The sequence below is a fragment of the Parasphingomonas halimpatiens genome (assembly GCF_036663795.1).
Taxonomy (GTDB): Bacteria; Pseudomonadota; Alphaproteobacteria; order Sphingomonadales; family Sphingomonadaceae; genus Sphingomonas.
In genome coordinates, this window is sequence record NZ_JAXOJP010000012.1 from 114,804 (window position 1) to 132,746 (window position 17,943).

The 17,943-nt window shown below is 65.4% G+C and carries 15 protein-coding genes and 1 pseudogene; 11 read left to right on the plus strand and 5 right to left on the minus strand.

The window, feature by feature from the left end:
- Positions 1–56: 56 nt before the first annotated feature.
- From U1839_RS14125 to U1839_RS14135, 3 genes are all read left to right on the plus strand, one after another.
- Positions 57–1,766 (plus strand): DUF1800 domain-containing protein, encoded by a 1,710-nt coding sequence (locus U1839_RS14125; protein WP_332804246.1) that lies wholly within the window; start codon positions 57–59, stop codon positions 1,764–1,766.
- A 13-nt stretch (positions 1,767–1,779) separates the two neighbouring features.
- Entirely contained in the window at positions 1,780–3,159 is a 1,380-nt protein-coding gene (locus tag U1839_RS14130) for a DUF1501 domain-containing protein (protein WP_332804247.1), read from the plus strand.
- 108 nt (positions 3,160–3,267) lie between these two features.
- Positions 3,268–3,804, plus strand: coding sequence for a superoxide dismutase family protein (locus U1839_RS14135; protein ID WP_332804248.1), 537 nt, complete (start codon positions 3,268–3,270; stop codon positions 3,802–3,804).
- 6 nt (positions 3,805–3,810) lie between these two features.
- Here U1839_RS14135 and U1839_RS14140 read toward each other — a convergent pair whose 3' ends face one another.
- The 3 genes from U1839_RS14140 to thpR form a co-directional block, all read right to left on the minus strand.
- Complete coding sequence (locus U1839_RS14140; protein ID WP_332804249.1) at positions 3,811–4,185, minus strand: PilZ domain-containing protein; 375 nt, start codon at positions 4,183–4,185, stop codon at positions 3,811–3,813.
- Positions 4,186–4,279: 94 nt separating this feature from the next.
- Positions 4,280–5,839, minus strand: coding sequence for an MFS transporter (locus tag U1839_RS14145; protein WP_332804250.1), 1,560 nt, complete (start codon positions 5,837–5,839; stop codon positions 4,280–4,282).
- Between the two features lie 70 nt (positions 5,840–5,909).
- Positions 5,910–6,452 carry an RNA 2',3'-cyclic phosphodiesterase gene (gene thpR, locus U1839_RS14150; protein WP_332804251.1) on the minus strand — a complete coding sequence of 181 codons (543 nt, stop codon included), beginning with the start codon at positions 6,450–6,452 and terminating at the stop codon, positions 5,910–5,912.
- 132 nt (positions 6,453–6,584) lie between these two features.
- Between thpR and U1839_RS14155 the strand changes: the two genes are divergently transcribed.
- The 3 genes and pseudogenes from U1839_RS14155 (at position 6,585) to U1839_RS14165 (ending at position 9,279) form a co-directional block, all read left to right on the plus strand.
- Positions 6,585–7,328: a Bax inhibitor-1/YccA family protein gene (locus U1839_RS14155; RefSeq protein WP_332804252.1), complete on the plus strand. Its 744-nt coding sequence runs from the start codon at positions 6,585–6,587 to the stop codon at positions 7,326–7,328.
- 79 nt (positions 7,329–7,407) lie between these two features.
- Positions 7,408–8,181: pseudogene (locus U1839_RS14160) on the plus strand (transglutaminase-like domain-containing protein); the annotation flags it as partial.
- Positions 8,182–8,727: 546 nt separating this feature from the next.
- On the plus strand, positions 8,728–9,279 hold the full coding sequence (locus tag U1839_RS14165) for a hypothetical protein (RefSeq protein WP_281125708.1): 552 nt from the start codon (positions 8,728–8,730) through the stop codon (positions 9,277–9,279).
- 21 nt (positions 9,280–9,300) lie between these two features.
- On the opposite strand, the gene U1839_RS14170 is transcribed toward U1839_RS14165, so the two are convergent.
- Entirely contained in the window at positions 9,301–10,086 is a 786-nt protein-coding gene (locus U1839_RS14170; protein WP_443030621.1) for an NUDIX hydrolase, read from the minus strand.
- 70 nt (positions 10,087–10,156) lie between these two features.
- Between U1839_RS14170 and U1839_RS14175 the strand changes: the two genes are divergently transcribed.
- Positions 10,157–12,424 carry a transferrin receptor-like dimerization domain-containing protein gene (locus U1839_RS14175; RefSeq protein ID WP_332804253.1) on the plus strand — a complete coding sequence of 756 codons (2,268 nt, stop codon included), beginning with the start codon at positions 10,157–10,159 and terminating at the stop codon, positions 12,422–12,424.
- A 289-nt stretch (positions 12,425–12,713) separates the two neighbouring features.
- Entirely contained in the window at positions 12,714–13,493 is a 780-nt protein-coding gene (locus U1839_RS14180; protein ID WP_332804254.1) for a class I SAM-dependent methyltransferase, read from the plus strand.
- A 19-nt stretch (positions 13,494–13,512) separates the two neighbouring features.
- Here U1839_RS14180 and U1839_RS14185 read toward each other — a convergent pair whose 3' ends face one another.
- Positions 13,513–14,466 carry a lipase family protein gene (locus U1839_RS14185; RefSeq protein ID WP_332804255.1) on the minus strand — a complete coding sequence of 318 codons (954 nt, stop codon included), beginning with the start codon at positions 14,464–14,466 and terminating at the stop codon, positions 13,513–13,515.
- 742 nt (positions 14,467–15,208) lie between these two features.
- On the opposite strand from U1839_RS14185, the gene U1839_RS14190 reads away from it, so the two are divergent.
- From U1839_RS14190 to U1839_RS14200, 3 genes are all read left to right on the plus strand, one after another.
- A complete protein-coding gene (locus U1839_RS14190) occupies positions 15,209–15,550 on the plus strand; it encodes a hypothetical protein (RefSeq protein WP_332804256.1) in 342 nt (113 codons plus the stop codon).
- 320 nt (positions 15,551–15,870) lie between these two features.
- Positions 15,871–16,449: a recombinase family protein gene (locus U1839_RS14195; protein ID WP_332804257.1), complete on the plus strand. Its 579-nt coding sequence runs from the start codon at positions 15,871–15,873 to the stop codon at positions 16,447–16,449.
- Positions 16,450–16,534: 85 nt separating this feature from the next.
- Entirely contained in the window at positions 16,535–17,872 is a 1,338-nt protein-coding gene (locus U1839_RS14200) for a hypothetical protein (protein WP_332804258.1), read from the plus strand.
- The last annotated feature ends 71 nt before the right edge of the window (positions 17,873–17,943 follow it).

Consider the following 17,943-nt stretch of genomic DNA (forward strand, 5'->3'; position numbering starts at 1 on the left):
CCCCGAAAGCGCGAGACAGTATCGATCAGGCAGCCCGGCGCCTGCGGGGGAATGATGTGACGACCGACACGATCCCGAGCGAACAGGCGACCGCATCCGATCCGGTTGCCGAGCGCGAACGCGCCAGCGGCGCCAGCGCAATCGCCATCGCCGCCGCGCTCACGCCGATGGTCGCGCTCGCCGCCTGCTCGGGCGGGGGCGGATCGACGCCAGCGCCCTCCCCCGCGCCGACGCCGGCGCCGACTTCTGCCGCGATCACCAAGGTGCAGGCGGGCCGCTTCCTTGCGCAGGCGACGATGGGCGCGACCGATGCGATGATCGCCGACGTCCAGACCAGGAGCTTCGACGGCTGGCTGAGCGCGCAATTCGCGCTGCCCCGCGCCACCGCGCACTGGGACTGGCTGGTCGCGCAGGGTTATTCGGCGAGCACCTATATCAACAGTGAAACCGGGTTCGACCCGACGATATGGCGCCAGCTGATCGTCGAGCCCGACCAGTTGCGCCAGCGCGTCGGCTTCGCGCTCTCGGAAATCATGGTCGTCGGCATCGCCGGCATCAACCTCAACTGGAGGCAGTTTGCGGCCGCGGCCTATATGGATGTGCTGCTCGACAATGCGTTCGGCAATTTCCGCAGCTTGCTCGATGCCATCACCACCAACGCCGCGATGGCGTCGTATCTGACCTTTCTCGGCAATCGTAAGGCCAACAGCGCGACCGGTGCGGTGCCGGATGAGAATTACGCGCGCGAACTGATGCAGCTGTTCACGCTCGGCCTGTACCAGCTCAACATGGACGGCACCAACAAGCTGTCCGCCGGCAACCCGATCGAGACCTATGTCCAGGCCGACGTCTCGGGGCTCGCCCGCGTGTTCACCGGCCTGTCGCTGGCCAACAGCACGAGCACGACGCCCGATCGCTACCGCCTGCCTCTGGTGATGAACGCGTCGCTCAACGAGACGGGATCGGCGAGTTTTCTCGGCACCTCGGTCAGCGGCGGCGGCATGGCGGCGATCAAGACCGCGCTCGACACGATCTTCGCGCATCCCAATGTGCCGCCCTTTTTCGCCAAGCAGCTCATCCAGAAGCTGGTCACGAGCAACCCCTCGCCCGGCTATGTGTCGCGTGTCGCGGCGATCTTCGCCGACAATGGTTCGGGCACGCGCGGAGACATGAAGGCGGTGATCCGCGCCGTGCTGCTCGACAGCGAGGCGCGCGGCGACGCCGGGCTGACCAGCACCACCGCCGGCAAGCTGCGCGAGCCGATCGCGCGGCTGACCGGCTGGGCGCGCGCCTTCGGCGCCACCAGCCCGTCCAACGCCTGGGCATTTGGCGACACGAGCAGTTCGAGCACGCGACTGGCCGAATCGCCAGGGCGCAGCAGCAGCGTGTTCAACTTCTTCCGCCCCGGTTACGCGCCGCCCAATAGCGCGATCTCGAGCGCAGGGCTGGTCGCGCCCGAATTCCAGATCACCAACGAACTGAGCGTGGTGGCCTATGTCAATTATCTGCAGACGCTGATCGCGAACGGCGCCGGCGACACCAAGGCCGATTATACGTCGATCGCGACGCTGGCGAATGACAGCCAGGCGCTGATCGACCAGGTCAATCTTCTGGTCGCGGCGGGGCAGTTGAGCACGGCGACCGTTGCCGCGATCAAGGCGGCGATCGACAGCATCTCCTTCACCGGCACCAACGGCCCGGGCAACAGGGTGGGCACCGCCATCCTGCTGACCATGGCGTCGCCCGACTATCTGACGCTGAAGTGAGGGAGGACGCGCGATGAGCAACGACCAGTCACGCCGCGCCTTTCTCAAGCGCGGCGCCGCGCTCGGCCTCGCCGGCACCGCGACGCCGTTCGTCACCAGCCTCGCCGCGATCGGCGAGGCCGCGGCGGCGACCGCGACAGACTACAAGGCGCTGGTCTGCGTGTTTCTCTATGGCGGCAACGACTATGCGAACACGCTGCCGCCCTATGACCAGCCGAGCTACGACCTGTACAAGGCGGCCCGCGCCAACCTTGCGCTCGACCGTGCCGCGCTCGCCGCGACGGTCCTGACCCCGACGGCGGCGCTGGCGGGCGGGCGGCAATATGCGCTCGCGCCGACCATGGCGCCGCTGGTACCGCTCTTCGCGGCGGGAAAGATGGCGGTGGTGCTCAATGTCGGCACGCTCGTCATGCCGACCACCAAGGCGCAGTACACCGCCAATTCAGTCAAGCTGCCGCCCAAGCTGTTCAGCCACAACGACCAGCAAAGCTATTGGCAGGCATCGAGCCCGGAAGGCGCGAGTTCGGGCTGGGGCGGCCGGATCGGCGACCTGCTCCAGAGCGGCAACGGCACCGCAACGCTGACCTGCATCAATGCCAGCGGCAACGCCGTCTTCCTGACCGGCAAAGCCGCGATCCAATATTCGGTCAGCACCAGCGGGCCGATCCCGCTGCTAAGCAATGGCAGCACCGTGTTCGGTTCGACCACCGCGCTGGGCACGCTGCGCAGCCTGATGGGCGGATCGAACGCCCATTTGCTTGCCAATGAGCATGCCCGGGTCAGCAAGCGCTCGCTCGACCTCTACGCCCAGGTGACCTCCGCGCTGGCGGGGGCACCGGCGGCCAATTTCCCGCTGTTCCCGAGCGGCAACAGCCTCGCCGATCAGCTCAAGATCGTCGCACGGCTGATCTCGGTATCGTCGGAACTGGGTGCCAAACGTCAGGTGTTCTTCGTGTCGCTGGGCGGGTTCGACATGCACGATCTGCTGGCAACGCAGCATCCGACGCAAACGGCACTCGTCGCCAATGCGATGAAGGCGTTTTACGATACCACTGTTGCGCTCGGCATCGCCGACAAGGTGACGACCTTCACGGGGTCCGATTTCGGCCGCACGCTGCAATCCAATGATGATGGCTCGGACCATGGCTGGGGCAGCATGCACTTCGTTATGGGCGGCGCGGTCAACGGCCAGAAATTCTACGGCATCCCGCCGGCGATCGGCAACAATACCCCCGACGATGTCGGCCAGGGCCGCCTGCTGCCGACGATCGCCGTCGACCAATATGCCGCGACGCTGGCAAGCTGGTTCGGCGTCAGCGGCGGCAACATGTCGACCGTCCTGCCGAACATCGGCAACTACAACGCCTCGACGACAAATCTCGGCTTCGTCTGACGCCGCCGGGCGCCGATATGAAGCGAAGCGCCGGATCGTTGCCGGAACATGCTTGCGCACCGATGGTTTCCGACCCAGCATCGCATGAGCGATTCACAGGAGATGGGCATGCGCGGAACGACCATGATGTTCGCTGGACTGGCGCTGCTCGGCCTTGCCGGCTGTAACGAGCATGAGATGAAAACCGGTGCCCCCGTGGCGGGCGGCGCCGTCGCGGTGGCCACGCTGCACAGTGCGGATGGCAAGGATGTCGGACGTGCGACCGCGACCGAGGTCGCAGGCGGCCTACGCGTTACGATCGATGTGCACGGCATGCCGCCCGGCACGCACGGCGCGCATATTCACACTGTCGGACGGTGCGATCCGACCGATTTCGCGAGCACCGGCGGTCACTGGAACCCGACCGGCATGAAGCATGGTTCGATGAACCCGGCCGGGCCGCATGAAGGCGACATGCCCAACCTGATCATCGGCACCGACGGTCGCGGCGCGATCGGCGTGACCCTTCCTGGCGCGACGATGGCGGGACTGCTGGATGCGGACGGCTCGGCAATGGTCGTCCATGCCGGTCAGGACGATCTGATGACCGATCCGTCGGGCAACAGCGGCGCGCGGATCGCCTGCGGCGTCTTCGGCGCGTCCTGACCTGGCCTAGTTCGGGCGCTGCAGCAGCGCAGGGTCTGCCGGGGTAAAACGATACATCGCGACGAGCAGATCGAGCAGATCCTGTGCGAGCGGCGTGGCGAACTCGCAACCGGCGATGAACCCATCGGCCCAGACGATCGTCGCGGGACGCGGCTTCTGGCCCGGCAGCGTCACCATCACCGGACTCCCCACCGTCAGACAGGCGTGCGTTTGCAGGCGCGCGCCCGAAACCGAGAGGTCAGCAACGCGACACAGGCTGCGAGCACCGAGATCGTTGATCCGCCCCGGCACCACGACCGGCGAGCGATCCTCCCGTCGCGCATCGTTGGGCGCGAAGCTCGCGTCACCCTGCGGAACTATCCTGATCTCGGCTGCGAACATGGCTGACTCCGGTCTTAGGTCGGAGACCGTAATCCACAAGTGGTTAAGCGATGATTAGGATCGGCACTTACTGTGCACTTAGCGTCTTGATGTGTCAGATCGGCTCACCGGCGCCGCGTGCGCGTTGTTCGCGCGACGCCTCTGCGGCAGGAACCAGGAAAGCCGCCGCTATGCCCGCGGCGATCGTGATCGGCGCGACGGCGAGCAGCGACAACATGCCGACCGACAGACTGCCCGACAGGGTGGAGATGCGACCGGCGAGGTACGGCCCCAAGGCCAGCCCGAGCAAGGTCGTGCCGATGAAGAAGGTCGCCGTCGCCGTCCCGCGCATGCGCGGCAGGACGAGATCCTGCGTGGTTGCCGCCGCCGCCCCGAGCGCGCCGCTGGCGAGGACCGAGGAGGCGAAGAATGCGACGACGAACACTGCTGGGTCGAGCGTCGTGAAAGCAATGATCACGCCCGGAATGGGCGCAATCGCGCCAAACAGGACAACCCATAGCCGCCCGGCACGGTGCCGCCGCCGCAAGCGATCGGCGACGATCCCGCCGATCGTGACGCCGAGGAATCCGGCCAGCGCCCCGGTACTGCCGATCAGTGCCCCGGCTTTTTGCGGCGCGATGTGCATCACGCGGATCGCATAGGGCGCGGCCCAGAAGCTCACGGCATAGGCCATGAACGCATTGAGGCCATAGGCGACGACAGTGCAGAGAAACGCCGGCGTGCCGACGATCAGCGCGAAGGTCGGCGGGTCGCGGCGCTTGAGCGCGCTTGCCCAGGAAAACACCGCATAGACGCCGATGCCGATCGCGATCCATTGCGGCAAGGGCTCACCGAAGTGATGCAGCACCACGACGACAGCAATCACCACGGCCAGCCCGACGAGGTTGGTGAGCAGCGCGCGCGCGCCGCCCCGCGCCGCGCCGATCAGCGTGAGCGGCGGCAGGATCGTCAGCAGATCGGCGAGGAATGCGCGAAACGGCGCCGGATGCGGTAGCGGCGGCTCCAGCCCCTCCGACGCGCCGCGGATCGGCTCACGCAGCGTCGCGATCCACAGCGCGACGAGCAGACCGGGGATGCCGACGATGAGAAACGCCGCCTGCCATCCGTGCAGGCCGAAGGGCCCGCCGAGCGGATAAGTGTCGTTCCAGCGCTTGACGATCAGCCCGCCAATGCCGAGCGACAGGCCGCCGCCGACATACAGCCCGGCGGAATAGATGGCGAGGGCGGTCGCGCGTAGCCGCCGCGGGAACCAGTCGGAGATCAGCGAATAGGCGCTCGGACTGGCCGTCGCCTCGCCGATCCCTACCCCGACCCGCGCGCCGGCGAGCATCGCGCCGCTGCGCGACAGCCCCGAGACGGCGGTCATGGTCGACCACAGCGCCAGCCCGATCGTCATCAGGCGCACGCGATGCCAGTTGTCGGCGAGGCGGCCGAGCGGGATGCCGAACAGCGAATAGAACACGCCGAACGCCGTGCCGTAGAGGAAGCCGAGATCCTCGTCCTTGAGATGCAGGTCGCGCTTGATGTCCTCGGCGAGGATCGAGATGATCTGGCGATCGACGAAATTGAGCACATAGACGAGGAACAGGATCGCCAGGACGTACCAGGCATAGGCCGGCGCACGTGCGGGTCCCCCCGCCGGATTGCTCGCCATGCCTTACTCTCCCATCGTTCTTATGCGCGCAGGCTAGCGGGCCGTTCGCGGCTTAGAAAGCGCTTTCGGCTCAGCCGAGCGCCCAGCGCTCGATCGCCTCGTAGCGCGCGCCGCCGGTCCCCAGGCTGCTCTCGAACAGATAGAGATGGGCCAGCGCGAACGGCGCGCTCGTCAGCCCGGCATGGTCGGCGCGCCAGCGCTCGATCTCGATCGCCGCGCCCATCGATCGCGGCAGCCGCGCGACGGTGACATGCGGGAGATAGGCGCGCCCCTCCGGCAACAGACCGGCGCGGACCAGCGCGTGATCGACCTTGCGATGCAGCGCGATCAGCCCCTCATGTGGCGCCAACCCGGCCCACAGCGCGTTGACCCGACCGTCCTTGTCGAACGCTCCGACGCCGGCCAGGGCAACCTCGACGGGCGCCGCGTGGAGCTGACCGAGCGCCACGGCGATGTCCTCGCCGACGCGGCGGTCGACGTCGCCGACGAAGCGCAAGGTGATGTGGAGCTGCTCGTCATCCTGCCAGCGCGCGCCGGGCACGCCGGCCATTACGGCGCCGAGATCGCGGCGGATTGCAGGTGGCGGGCGGAGCGCGACGAACAGGCGGTGCATCCCGTCATCCTAGCGCAACCGGCAGCACTGTCAGCCATCGATGGGCATTCCACCGGAAATGCTTGAAATGCCCTCCGGGAACGACGATATTCGGGCAATCCGGCGCAGCGCCGGACAAAGGAGTTTTTCGCAATGGCCAACTGGTCCGATCCGCAGCCGAACGCCACCGCGTTCTCGCCGACGGATGCGCGCACCGCAGCCTATGATGTCGGCCTGCGCCGCTACATGCTGTCGGTCTATAATTACATGACGTCGGCGGTGCTGCTGAGCGGCCTCGTCGCGTTGTTCTTCGCCTGGGGCGGCGAGAATTCGCCGGCCGCGCACATCCTGATGGGTGGCGGCATCCTGCGCTATGTCATCATGTTCGCACCGCTCGGCTTCATCATCGCCATGAACATGGGCCTGTCGCGCATGTCCGATGCCACGCTGCAGGCTTTGTTCTGGGGCTTCGCGGTGGTGATGGGCCTGTCGCTGTCGAGCATCTTCCTCGTCTATTCGGGCAACTCGATCGCGCAGGCGTTCTTCGCTTCGGCGGCGTCGTTCGCCGGTCTGAGCCTTTACGGCTATACCACCAAGCGCGACCTCGGCCCGATCGGGACCTTCCTGATCATGGGCGTCATCGGCCTGTTCGTGGCGATGCTGCTCAACATCTGGCTGCAGTCGAGTGCGTTCTCGCTCGCGATCAACCTGGTGGGCGTGTTGATCTTCGCCGGCCTGACGGCGTATGACACGCAGCGCACCAAGAGCATGTACGCTTATGTAGCCGGGACGGCGGCCGAGCCGCGTGCCGCGATCATGTCGGCGACGACGCTCTATCTCGACTTCATCAACATGTTCATGTTCCTGCTGCGCATGTTCGGCAGCTCGCGGAACTAAGCCTGCGCCGCGACGCTTAGGCTTCGGGCCCGGCGGGGAAACCTGCCGGGCCTTTTCTTATCTTCCAGCTGGAACCGCCATGCGCCTCGCGATCGACGTCACGCTTGCCTATGATATCGATGGCGAAGCCGATGTGCTGTTGCTCGTCGAGGCGGCGGCAATGGCCGACCAGCGGCTGGTGATGCAGGATCTGCGGGTCTTTTCGGACAAGCCGATCACCGCGCAGCCGGGCCTCGACGGTGTCGGGCAACGCTGCTGGGCGCAGGGCACCGACCATCTGCGCGCCGAATATCGCGGCGTCGTCGACATCGATCGGCCGGCGCACGACATCGCGACCTTGCCAGCGACCGCGCCGCACGACCTGCCAGCCGACGCGGTGCCCTATCTTCTACCCAGCCGCTATTGCGAATCCGAACGCTTCGAAGGGTTCGTGCAACGCGAATTCGGCAACCTCGCGGGCGGTGCGCTCGCCGCCGCGCTGCGCGACTGGGTACGCAGCAATCTCGACTATGCCTCGGGCGCCAGCAATGGCCTGACGACCGCGCTGGAGACCTTCGCCTCGCGCCGCGGCGTGTGCCGCGACTATGCCCATCTGCTCGTCGCACTGGCACGCGCCGGCGGTATTCCGGCGCGCTGTGTCGCCGCTTATGCCCCGGGCGTCGATCCGCCCGATTTCCATGCCGTGACCGAATTATGGCTCGCCGGCGAGTGGCATCTGGTCGATGCGACCGGCATGGCGCGCGCCGACGAAATTGCCCGGGTCGCGGTCGGCCGAGACGCCACCGACATCGCCTTCATGACCGTGTTCGGCACCGCGCAGCTGATCGAACAACGCGTGACGGTCACGCGCCTCGACGATCATGATGGAACGTCCGCGCGCCTTCGCTCGTTTGATCAGGCGAACGGGAGAGACACCATGACCGACGAAAAGAAGATCGATCCTGCCGCCACGACGACGGGCGAAGCCGAGCATATCCATCACCCGCGTCAGGATGCGGGACAGGACGAGTCGATCGCCGCGCGGCTTGAAAAGAACCCGGAGAGCGCGGAAGCCCGGCTCGACAATGCACTCGATGAGTCGATGGATGCGTCCGATCCGCCTGCCGCGACCCAGCCGGTGCATCCCCAGCAGCCACCGGCGTCGTCCGGTTATGACGCGGAAGCCGAGGCGCGTCGAAAGCAGCAATAGGCACGCCCGGCCCGAGCCGAACGACGATTGTTGCGCAACTGCCGCACCCGGTGACTTTTCTAAGACGCCCGCCTCTGCTCGTCGCAACCTTTGTTGCATCGCAGCAGGAAAAATGATCCCTTCGTAGAAGCCGGTAGGCATGCGTTAACCATAGCGTAAACTCTGGAAGCGCATTGTCCCACTCGGTTCCTCTAGCGGGTGGGGTTGATAATGGCTTCTCGGACTAAACCGGCAAACGGCCCGATGACCTTGGCCGAGATGAAGGAATTCGCCGGCTTCAGCGCCGCGACCCAACGTTATGTGCGACGGTCGCTCGATATCGGCCTCGACCGTGATGATGCGATGGCGCGCTGGTCGCGCGACGTGGTCGAGGCGGCGAGCATCCGTGCCCAGGCGCGCCTGTACGTCCGGTTACCCGACCTGCGGCTGATGGTCCCTGACGAAAGCGGCCTTGATGCAATCGAGTCGTTCATCGCCCCGCTGACGACGCTCAGCGCCTTCGACCTCGGCCAGGGCCGGTTGACGACCTTCTCGGCCTATCGCTTCCTTTACGAGCGGCTGATCGGCGCGGAGGTCCGGCCATGGCTACCCGCTGCTTTCTGTGCGGCGGCCGCCCTCCCGCACCTTCACCCTGACCTGCGCCGCAAACTGCTGCAGTCGATCAGCGAGGCGGCAGCAACCGCCTCGGGCTGGTCGAACCGCCAGCCGGCCTTCTTCCCGCGCTGGGTGGAAAAGGTCGAGGCGACCGCCCTGCCTCACTGAGTCCTGGCCGGCGTAGCGGGTTCAGCCGCGTTCGGCGGCGGCAAGGGTTTCCGAGGTGACCGGGTAACCGAGGTCGTCTGGAATGCAGAGATGCGTTTCCCCGTCGCGTTCCTCCATCCACGGCGTCACCGTGCGCTGTGGCACGGTCGCGGCATGCGTTGCTGCCGCATCGAAACTGTCGAAGCACGCGAGCCGCTCGAGATTGCGCCGCGTCGGAAAGATGATCCGCGCGCGCCCGGCATCGGCCTCGTCGAGCACGCCCTGCGCCGACATCCAGAACACGCGGACATTTTCGGTATCGTCGACCACCGGCTCGGGCGCGTCCTCGGGCAGCCGCGCCAGATAGAAGCGCGTATCGAAGATCCGCAGATGCGCATGGTTCGGCCGCCACCGCGCGAACGGCACGAGCGGGGCCGGGTCGAGCGCCAGCCCCGCCGCCGCGAGTGCCGGGCCGAGCCCGGTGCCGGCGTGGAGCGTGCGGCGCAGCAGATCAAGCGCGGCGCGATCGGGCATCGTCGTCAGCCCGACCGGCAGCCCGACCTCCTCGATCGTTTCGCGGATCGCCGCGATGCGCGCGGCGAGATCGTCCGCATCGCCGTCGAGCGTGGCGGCAAGCTCATGATCGGCCGGGTCGATCCGCCCGCCCGGAAAGACCAGCGCGCCGCCTGCGAAGACCATCGCCTTGGCGCGCTCGACCATCAGCATCTCGGGCGCGCCGTCGCGCTCGCGGAACAGCACGAGCGTCGCGGCGGGGATTGCGGGCAGCAGTTCGGCCATGCCGAAACCATGCCGCAACCACCCCGCCATGGGAAGTGATTGCGCGTCGGGCGAGCGCGTCGCATGCTGCGCCATCGGGTCCTAACAAGGGGTATGCGACATGAAGAAGCTGAAACTGGCGCTCGCCGGGGTATGTGGTCTCGCGCTGGCGCAGGCGACGATGGCGCAATCCGGCGCTCCCTCCGTCGCGGCACCGCAGGGCACGCGCGCGGTCGAGGCGGCGTTCGACACGGGGGTCAGTTCGGCCGATCAGCTCGAATGGCTCAAGGCGATGGCATCGGCGCCCAACCATGTCGGCTCGCCGCACGACAAGGCCAATGCCGATTTCATGCTCGCCAAGTTCAAGGAATGGGGCTGGGACGCGCATATCGAGACCTTCCAGGTGCTCTACCCCACCCCGATTTCGACGACCGTCGAGATGATCGCGCCCGAGAAGATCACGCTCGGCGGCCAGGAACCGGCGGTCGCCGCCGACGACACCTCGGGCAACACCGCGGGCGCGCTGCCACCCTATGTCGCCTTCCAGGGTGACGGCGATGTCACCGCCGACCTGGTCTACGTCAATTACGGCATGCCCGACGACTACAAGGCGCTCGCGCGACGCGGCATCGACGTGAAGGGCAAGATCGTCATCGCGCGCTACGGCGTCGGCTGGCGCGGCCTCAAGCCCAAGCTGGCGCAGGACCATGGCGCGATCGGCTGCATCATCTATTCCGACCCGGCCGATGACGGCTATAATGACAGCGACGTCTACCCCAAGGGCGGCGCCCGCCCGGCCGACGGCGTCCAGCGCGGCTCGGTCGCCGACATGCCGCTCTATCCCGGCGACCCGCTCACGCCCGGTGTCGGCGCCACAGCCGGCGCTAAACGCCTCACCCGCGAGCAGGCCCAGACGATCCTCAAGATCCCGGTGCTGCCGATGTCCTATCGCGACGCGACCAAATTGCTCGAGCGCCTCGGCGGCCCGGTGTCGCCCGAGCCGTGGCATGGCGCGCTTCCGCTGACCTATCATATGGGTGGCGACGGTGCGGTGAAGGTCCACCTTGCGGTCAAGTCCGAATGGAGCCTCAAGCCGGTCTATGACGTGATCGCGATGCTCAAGGGCAGCGAGCATCCCGATGAATGGGTGCTGCGCGGCAACCATCATGACGGCTGGGTGTTCGGCGCGTCCGATCCGCTGTCAGGCAATGTCGCGATGATGTCCGAAGCCAAGGCGCTCGGCGCGCTATGGGCAGGCGGCTGGCGGCCGAAGCGGACGATCGTCTATGCCAGCTGGGATGCCGAGGAACCGATGCTGCTCGGCTCGACCGAATGGGCCGAACAACATGCCGCCGAACTGCAGGCCAAGGCGGTGATCTACATCAACACCGACGGCAACGGCCGCGGCTTCCTCAGTGCGGAGGGCAGCCACGACTTCCAGCATCTCGTCAACGGCGTCGCCGCCGACGTGATCGATCCCGAAACGGGCGTGACGGTCGCGCAGCGGCTCCGCGCGAAAGTGCGCGTGAATGCCTTCGACAAGACCGGACGCCCGAACGACGCCACGCTCGCCGCGGCGGAAAAGGGCAGCGACATGCCGATCGGTCCGCTCGGCTCGGGCTCGGATTATTCGGCCTATCTCCAGCATCTCGGCCTGCCCTCGCTCAACATCGGCTATGGCGGCGAGGACGAGAGCGGCGGGGTCTACCACTCGGTCTATGACAGCTTCCACCATATGACGACCTTCGACGATCCGGGCCTCAAATATGGCGCGGCGCTGTCGAAGACGGTCGGCCGGCTGGTGCTGCGCGTCGCGGACGCCGATACCCCGCCGATGCGCTTCGGCGATTTCGCCGACACCGTCGCGACCTATCTCGCCGAGGTGAAGAAGCTCGCCGAGGATCGGCGCGGCGAAGACCGGACGCGCGCCAAGCTCACCGCCGACGATGCCTTCCGGCTTGCCAGCGATCCGCTCAAGCCCGTCGGCGCCCCGGCGATCGAGGCGGCCACGCCGCATGTCGAACTCGCCGTGCTCGAGGACGCTGTCGATCATCTCAAGACCGCCGCCGCCGCCTTCGACAGCGCCTATGCCGACAAGGGCGGCCAGCTCGCGCCTGCCGCGCGCGCGAAACTCAACGCGCAGTTGCGCGATATCGACCAGCTGCTGCTCGATGCGCGCGGCCTCCCCGGCCGGCCATGGTATCGAAACCTCGTCTACGCGCCGGGCCGCTTCACCGGTTACGGTGCCAAGACGCTGCCCGGCGTGCGCGAGGCGATCGAGGAACGCCGCTTCGACGATGCCAATGTCTATGCCGGACGTACTGCCAAGGTTTTGGAGGACTATGCCGCACGGCTCGTCGCAGCGACCGCGACCGTCACCGGCAAATAGATTGCAGTTGGATTGAAGCCGATTCGGGTATAACCTTCTCCTCGTGACTCGCCGCAGCGCGAGCACAGGAGAAGAGGATGCTCGGCTTTCACGCCTCCAACGCACCCTGCAGCTATGGCTGGGTGCTGCATCTCGTCAGTCTGGCGCTCGCCGGCGCGATCGGCCTGATCGCTGCGCTGCTGGCGTGGTGGCACTGACGGGAAAAGCGCACTCGTGCTGGACGGTTGAGGACCTCGCGCGCATCTGCACCGTTGCCCATCGCGCCTGATCGCCTATGGCGTTGGCGGACATGATCCGTACCGGCACCGCGCCGGGCGATGCTGAGGAGATGCCGGTGCGCAAAGCGATTGTACGAGCCACGCTCGCTGTTGGGATCGTCATGGGCGGTGGTACGGCGCTGGCATCGGGCGCGGCGGCGCCCTTCGCCGCGATCCTCGCCGACCCGTCGCGTCCCGAGGCCGACCGCGTCCGCGATGCCGACCGTAAGCCGGCCGAACTGATCGCCTTTGCCAAGCTGCGGCCCGGCGCGCAGGTTGCCGAGCTCGCCCCGGGCGGCGGCTATTTCACCCGCATCCTCAGCGCCTGGGTCGGCCCGCGCGGCCATATCTACGCCATGGCCGGGCGGCCCTCGCCCGCGCTCAACGACATCGCGGCAAGCCATGCCAACGTCTCGGTCGTGCCGGTCAAGCCCGGCGAGATCAACGTGCCGGCGCCGGTCGACATGGTGTGGACGACGCTCAACTATCACGATTTCAAGAACAACAAGCAGGGCGATGTCGACGGCGCCGCGCTGATCAACGCGGCCGCCTTCAAGGCGCTGAAGCCCGGCGGTATCTATCTGATCGTCGATCATCAGGCGGCGCCCGGCGCGGGAGCCACCGTCACTTCGACGCTGCACCGCATCGAGGACAAAGTCGTGCGCAGCGAGGTCGAGCATGCCGGCTTCCGTTTCGACGGCGCGAGCGACCTGCTCCGCCATGGCGCCGACGAGCACACGCTGAAGGTCGTCGAGACCGGCATTCGCGGCAAGACCGACCAGTTCATCCTGCGCTTCCGCAAGCCGCGCTGAGCGCCCGTCGCGGCGGAGATCACCGGTGGGCGCAGTGCGCCTCGCCGGTGCAGACGAGGCGATCGTAGAGCGAATGCGGCGAAATCGTATGCGCGGCCAGCGCCGCCGGCGAGCCCAGTACCGGCGCGACCCCGTCGAGGCTTAGCGCGCGGGCAAGCTGTACGATCCACGCCGTCGCCCCCGACCCGTCGGTGCGCTCGCTTCCCACACGCAGCCCGACGGGGTGATAATCACCCGGCGCCAGCCGCGGAATCAGCCGGCGCGCCAGCGCGCTCAGCCAGGGCGGCGTCTGCGGCCCGGGCGGCAGTTGCGGGACGATATCGGCGGAAATTTCATAGCGCAGGCAGGCAATGCGCTCGGCCGCATAGGCGCGCGCAAAGGCAGCATTGCCGACGCGCGGTGCGGCGATCGTCGCGACGCTGATCGGCACGGCGCGCCACGCCAGCAGTCGTGCGGCGCGATAGGCGGCGAGATTGGCGAGCGCCCCGCCCTTGCTGTGGCCGGTGACGAACAGATGCGGCCGCGCCGCGCCGTCGGTCGCGCTGCGATCGAGCAGCGTCTGGATGGCGCTGCCGATCCCCGGGCTCGCGTCGCACTCTTCCCCGGCGTCGTCCCACAGCCGTGACATCGCGTCGGCGAAGCCGAGATGCACGCCGCCGCCATAATGCGGCACCTCGATGCAGATCGACAGGCTGTCGTTGAGCCAGTCGAGCAACACCGCCAGCCGATCCTGCCCGCCTCCGGCGAACGGCGTCAACGACCCGCGAATGGCGACGACGACGCCTTCGCGCACCCGGCCGACCAGCGCCTGATCGGTCAGGCTGCGGCCGATCTCGGACGTGCGGCGAATGACGATCGGCGCTTCCAGCCAGCCGACCGCGCGTGCCACGGGCACGCCCTCGGGTTCATAGGCTTCCGCGCACGCATAGAGGAGGCGTCGCTTCATGCAGCGACCGGCGACATCGTTAACCATGCAGCATTGTGAACACCGCGCGCGACACCGGGCAATCGCGTGGAATCACGTTCCGTGATATCACGGTAGGTAGGACGGGTTCAGCGCAGCACGCCTCATGTCGAGGCTAGGATCAATGCTCGACCCACAGCGTGAGCGCGAACAGGCGGCGCCTGGTGGAGCTGAGGGGAATCGAACCCCTGACCTCTAACCATATGGAAACAAACACTTTAATCTTTAGCAGATGTCACTGTTGTAAGACCCCGATGTAACAATTTCGGGGGGCGTGCAAGCGCTTATGCCTAGTAGCGCCCTGGTGACGATCAGGGGTTGTCCCCGAGCGCGACCATCGGAGCACCAATAGAAGTTAGCTGCCCTTTGGATGACGCTCGGAAACCTCGTTTGCCTCTCGGTTGCACCGCCGCGCCGTAGCTTCGTCTGGCACTTGGCCCGATGGCAAGCCTTCCGCCGCTCGCTCCATGCAATGCGAAAACGCTGGCCATTTCGGCGAGAGCGCCGGGTCCCGATAGTGGGTCGCACATCCAGCCAACAAACCAACGACAAAGACAAGCAATACGCGCACGGTTCAATCCTACCGTCATCTCCGGCTCGTCGGCAAGTGGCGCGGCTGCCGGCAGCTTTCCCGTCTCAAAACCTGCCCGTCAGCTATCAGGCGGTTCGGCGCGATCGATGGCGTGGGAACGGCTCGACCTCGTGGCAAGCGGACGTTGCCTAACTGTTTGTGTGAGGGTATGCTTGGGCGATGAAGTCGGTAACGGCCAAGCTCCCGAAGGGTCAAAGCTACCCACTGAGACCCTCAAAACTTGAGGAGGCACTCGCCTCGTCTAGCCTCTCGATCGACGTTTATCTGACCCGAACCCCAGGCAGATTTTTCAACGCTCATTTTTGGCCACCCAGCCCCAACGTTCCTTATGAGCGCATCTACATTCAAGCTGGCTCGGTCCCGACCGGAGAAGCGTTGATTGCCCGCGCTGAGGTCGAGGGCAAGGCGCTGCCCGCTCTTGTGGAATGGATCGAGGGTATAGTGGCACTCGACGCCAAATCGCCTGCCCGTCGAGAAAGGCGAGAACTGAGATTCTATTAGACGAACGTCGGGTATTGGGGCGGCTCCTGCCCGGCAGCTTTTGTACCGGCTTGCGAGGGCGCAACCGGGGCAGTCGACGACCACATATCCGGGCTGGCTCGCGCGAGAGGACATCCGACTAAGCTAATAACGGACTTTCCCCCGCGCCCCCCGGTGCCTCCCTCCCATGCAACCATATCACAGCGACTCGATACCCTGCCCGCTGTATCGGTGACGATCGGTTACGAGCCCCCTTGTGAGAGTGTATCGAATATTAGCTTGACTGGCATTTAGATGCAGGCCTAGTTGCGAGCTACGTTATCGATACAGGGATATGCCTCATGGCTCGCACCTTCGCTTACTGCCGCGTCAGCACGATAGACCAGACCACAGACAATCAGGCTGGGGAGATTGAGGCCGCAGGTTTCGCCGTCGATCCCAAGCGCATCATCACTGAGACGGTATCGGGTTCTACCGCAGCGCGTGAGCGCAAGGGCTTTGCCAAGCTTATGGACAAGCTCGAAGAGGGTGACGTGCTTATCGTTACCAAGCTTGATCGGCTGGGCCGTAATGCAATGGACGTGCGTGCCACCGTGGAAGCCTTAGCCAAGGCTGGGGTGCGGGTTCACTGCCTCGCCCTGGGGGGTATCGACCTGACAAGCTCTGCGGGCAAAATGACTATGGGCGTCATTACCGTCATGGCGGAATTCGAACGGGACTTGCTCATCGAGCGAACGCAAGCCGGATTGACGCGCGCCAAAGCCGCTGGGGCCGTGCTGGGGCGTCCCTCGGCACTCGACGGGGAAACACAGGCCAAAATCCGGGAGCGCCGTCTAGCGGGCGTCTCGCTGGGCGTGCTGGCAAAGGAGCATGGCGTCTCTCGTGCCGCTATCCAGCGGGTGGAGAAACGGGCGGGGTGAGGCTGGAAAGTGTGCTAGCAGCGCCGCTTACGCCCATCACCCTTTATGTAGATGTGGGGAACGCTGCCTGACCTTCGCTCAAGCCATGCGCGACGAAATCGCCTTAGCCGAAATAACAGCTGACGACCTCAAAGACTCATTCCCCTTTGACTGGGAGCGCCGGTTGCGAGGGGACGATGGGCTGGAGTTGCTATCTCATTTTGTCGGGATGCTCGACTCCAACGCCGCGCGTCAACGGTCCCTCTCGGTAGCCAACCTTGCCACGCGTGACCGGACGGTAAGCGCGCTATTGGCCAACTTGCTTGCCGGGGCATTAAACCGGGTCAATCCCCGCCGCTTCCTCGCACTCTCCTTCAACCGTAATGATTACACTGGCACTGGCCTAAGCCTGTCGGTCATGGTGGCCATGCGCGAATTGTTGAAATCGGAACGATTGGTCCACGCGAAAGTCGGCTATTTTTTGCAGCATCAAATGGAGGGGTTTAACCGTTCGAGCCTCACACGGCTCCGTCCCACCGTCGCACTCCTCGACCTGTTTGCGGCACACGCAGTGGATCGACGGTCCGTCTTATCCCCAAAGGCTCAGCTTGTTCGCCTCAACCTTCCCAACGATCATGTTGGCGCGGAAGGGGACGTAATCACCGCCAGCAGGGCCACATTGGCCCGTGTGAATGCATTGTTAGCTGATGCCGACATGGCCTTGTCTGATGACGTTTGGGACCGCGAAGCTGCCAGCCAGCCAGAATATGCGGATATGACCCGTGACGAGCGCAGACGGCGGCAACATGCGGGGGATGAGAGTGCGAAGGCACTGTATCGAGTATTCACCGGCAACTGGCGTCGGGGCGGGCGGCTGTACGGAGGGTGGTGGCAAAGCGCCAAGAAGGAGCATCGGGCCTACATCACGATCAACGGTTTGACTACGGTAGAGCTAGACTATGTACAGTTACACCCCGCCCTGCTTCGCGCACGGCTTCCGCGTAGTCCCAATATTGACGCATACATTGTCCCCGGATGGCCACCGGAAACTCGCCCGCTAGGCAAAAGTACGTTCGCCCGACTGCTCAATAAGGCGGCCTCAAAAAGCAAACCCTCGGTCTCACTAGGCAGGGCACCGACTAAGGAAAAGCATTTGTTACCTGCTGGCACAGATTTTCGAGATTACGAGGCAGCTTATCGTCATCATATGTCAGATTACGCTGAATGGTTTAATATAGATGAAGGAATGAAGCTGCAACTTGAGGATAGCGACCTAGCGTTGTCTATACTAAACGATCTAGCATACCATGGGATAGCTGCATTGCCTGTACATGATAGTTTCATTGTGCAAGCCCAGCATGAAGAAACCCTTAGGGCTACTATGAGGGATCAATTCCATAAGAGCCCGAGCGGAAAGTGGTTGAGCGATATCAGTAGGTTGTGATTCACCGTCGTTGTCGAGACGATAGGAGAAGCAGATGGCCTGGACTGATACCGCCCGCCGGCAACATAGGC

Coding starts and splice junctions, on each gene's coding strand:
- thpR (WP_332804251.1), bottom strand. CDS start 6,452: ATGCACCGCCTGTTCGTCGCGCTCCGCCCGCCACCTGCAATCCGCCGC.
- U1839_RS14165 (WP_281125708.1), top strand. CDS start 8,728: ATGGCTTCTCGGACTAAACCGGCAAACGGCCCGATGACCTTGGCCGAG.
- U1839_RS14135 (WP_332804248.1), top strand. CDS start 3,268: ATGCGCGGAACGACCATGATGTTCGCTGGACTGGCGCTGCTCGGCCTT.
- U1839_RS14185 (WP_332804255.1), bottom strand. CDS start 14,466: ATGGTTAACGATGTCGCCGGTCGCTGCATGAAGCGACGCCTCCTCTAT.
- U1839_RS14195 (WP_332804257.1), top strand. CDS start 15,871: ATGGCTCGCACCTTCGCTTACTGCCGCGTCAGCACGATAGACCAGACC.
- U1839_RS14175 (WP_332804253.1), top strand. CDS start 10,157: ATGAAGAAGCTGAAACTGGCGCTCGCCGGGGTATGTGGTCTCGCGCTG.
- U1839_RS14190 (WP_332804256.1), top strand. CDS start 15,209: ATGAAGTCGGTAACGGCCAAGCTCCCGAAGGGTCAAAGCTACCCACTG.
- U1839_RS14145 (WP_332804250.1), bottom strand. CDS start 5,839: ATGGCGAGCAATCCGGCGGGGGGACCCGCACGTGCGCCGGCCTATGCC.
- U1839_RS14130 (WP_332804247.1), top strand. CDS start 1,780: ATGAGCAACGACCAGTCACGCCGCGCCTTTCTCAAGCGCGGCGCCGCG.
- U1839_RS14140 (WP_332804249.1), bottom strand. CDS start 4,185: ATGTTCGCAGCCGAGATCAGGATAGTTCCGCAGGGTGACGCGAGCTTC.
- U1839_RS14155 (WP_332804252.1), top strand. CDS start 6,585: ATGGCCAACTGGTCCGATCCGCAGCCGAACGCCACCGCGTTCTCGCCG.
- U1839_RS14200 (WP_332804258.1), top strand. CDS start 16,535: ATGCGCGACGAAATCGCCTTAGCCGAAATAACAGCTGACGACCTCAAA.
- U1839_RS14170 (WP_443030621.1), bottom strand. CDS start 10,086: ATGGCGGGGTGGTTGCGGCATGGTTTCGGCATGGCCGAACTGCTGCCC.
- U1839_RS14180 (WP_332804254.1), top strand. CDS start 12,714: ATGATCCGTACCGGCACCGCGCCGGGCGATGCTGAGGAGATGCCGGTG.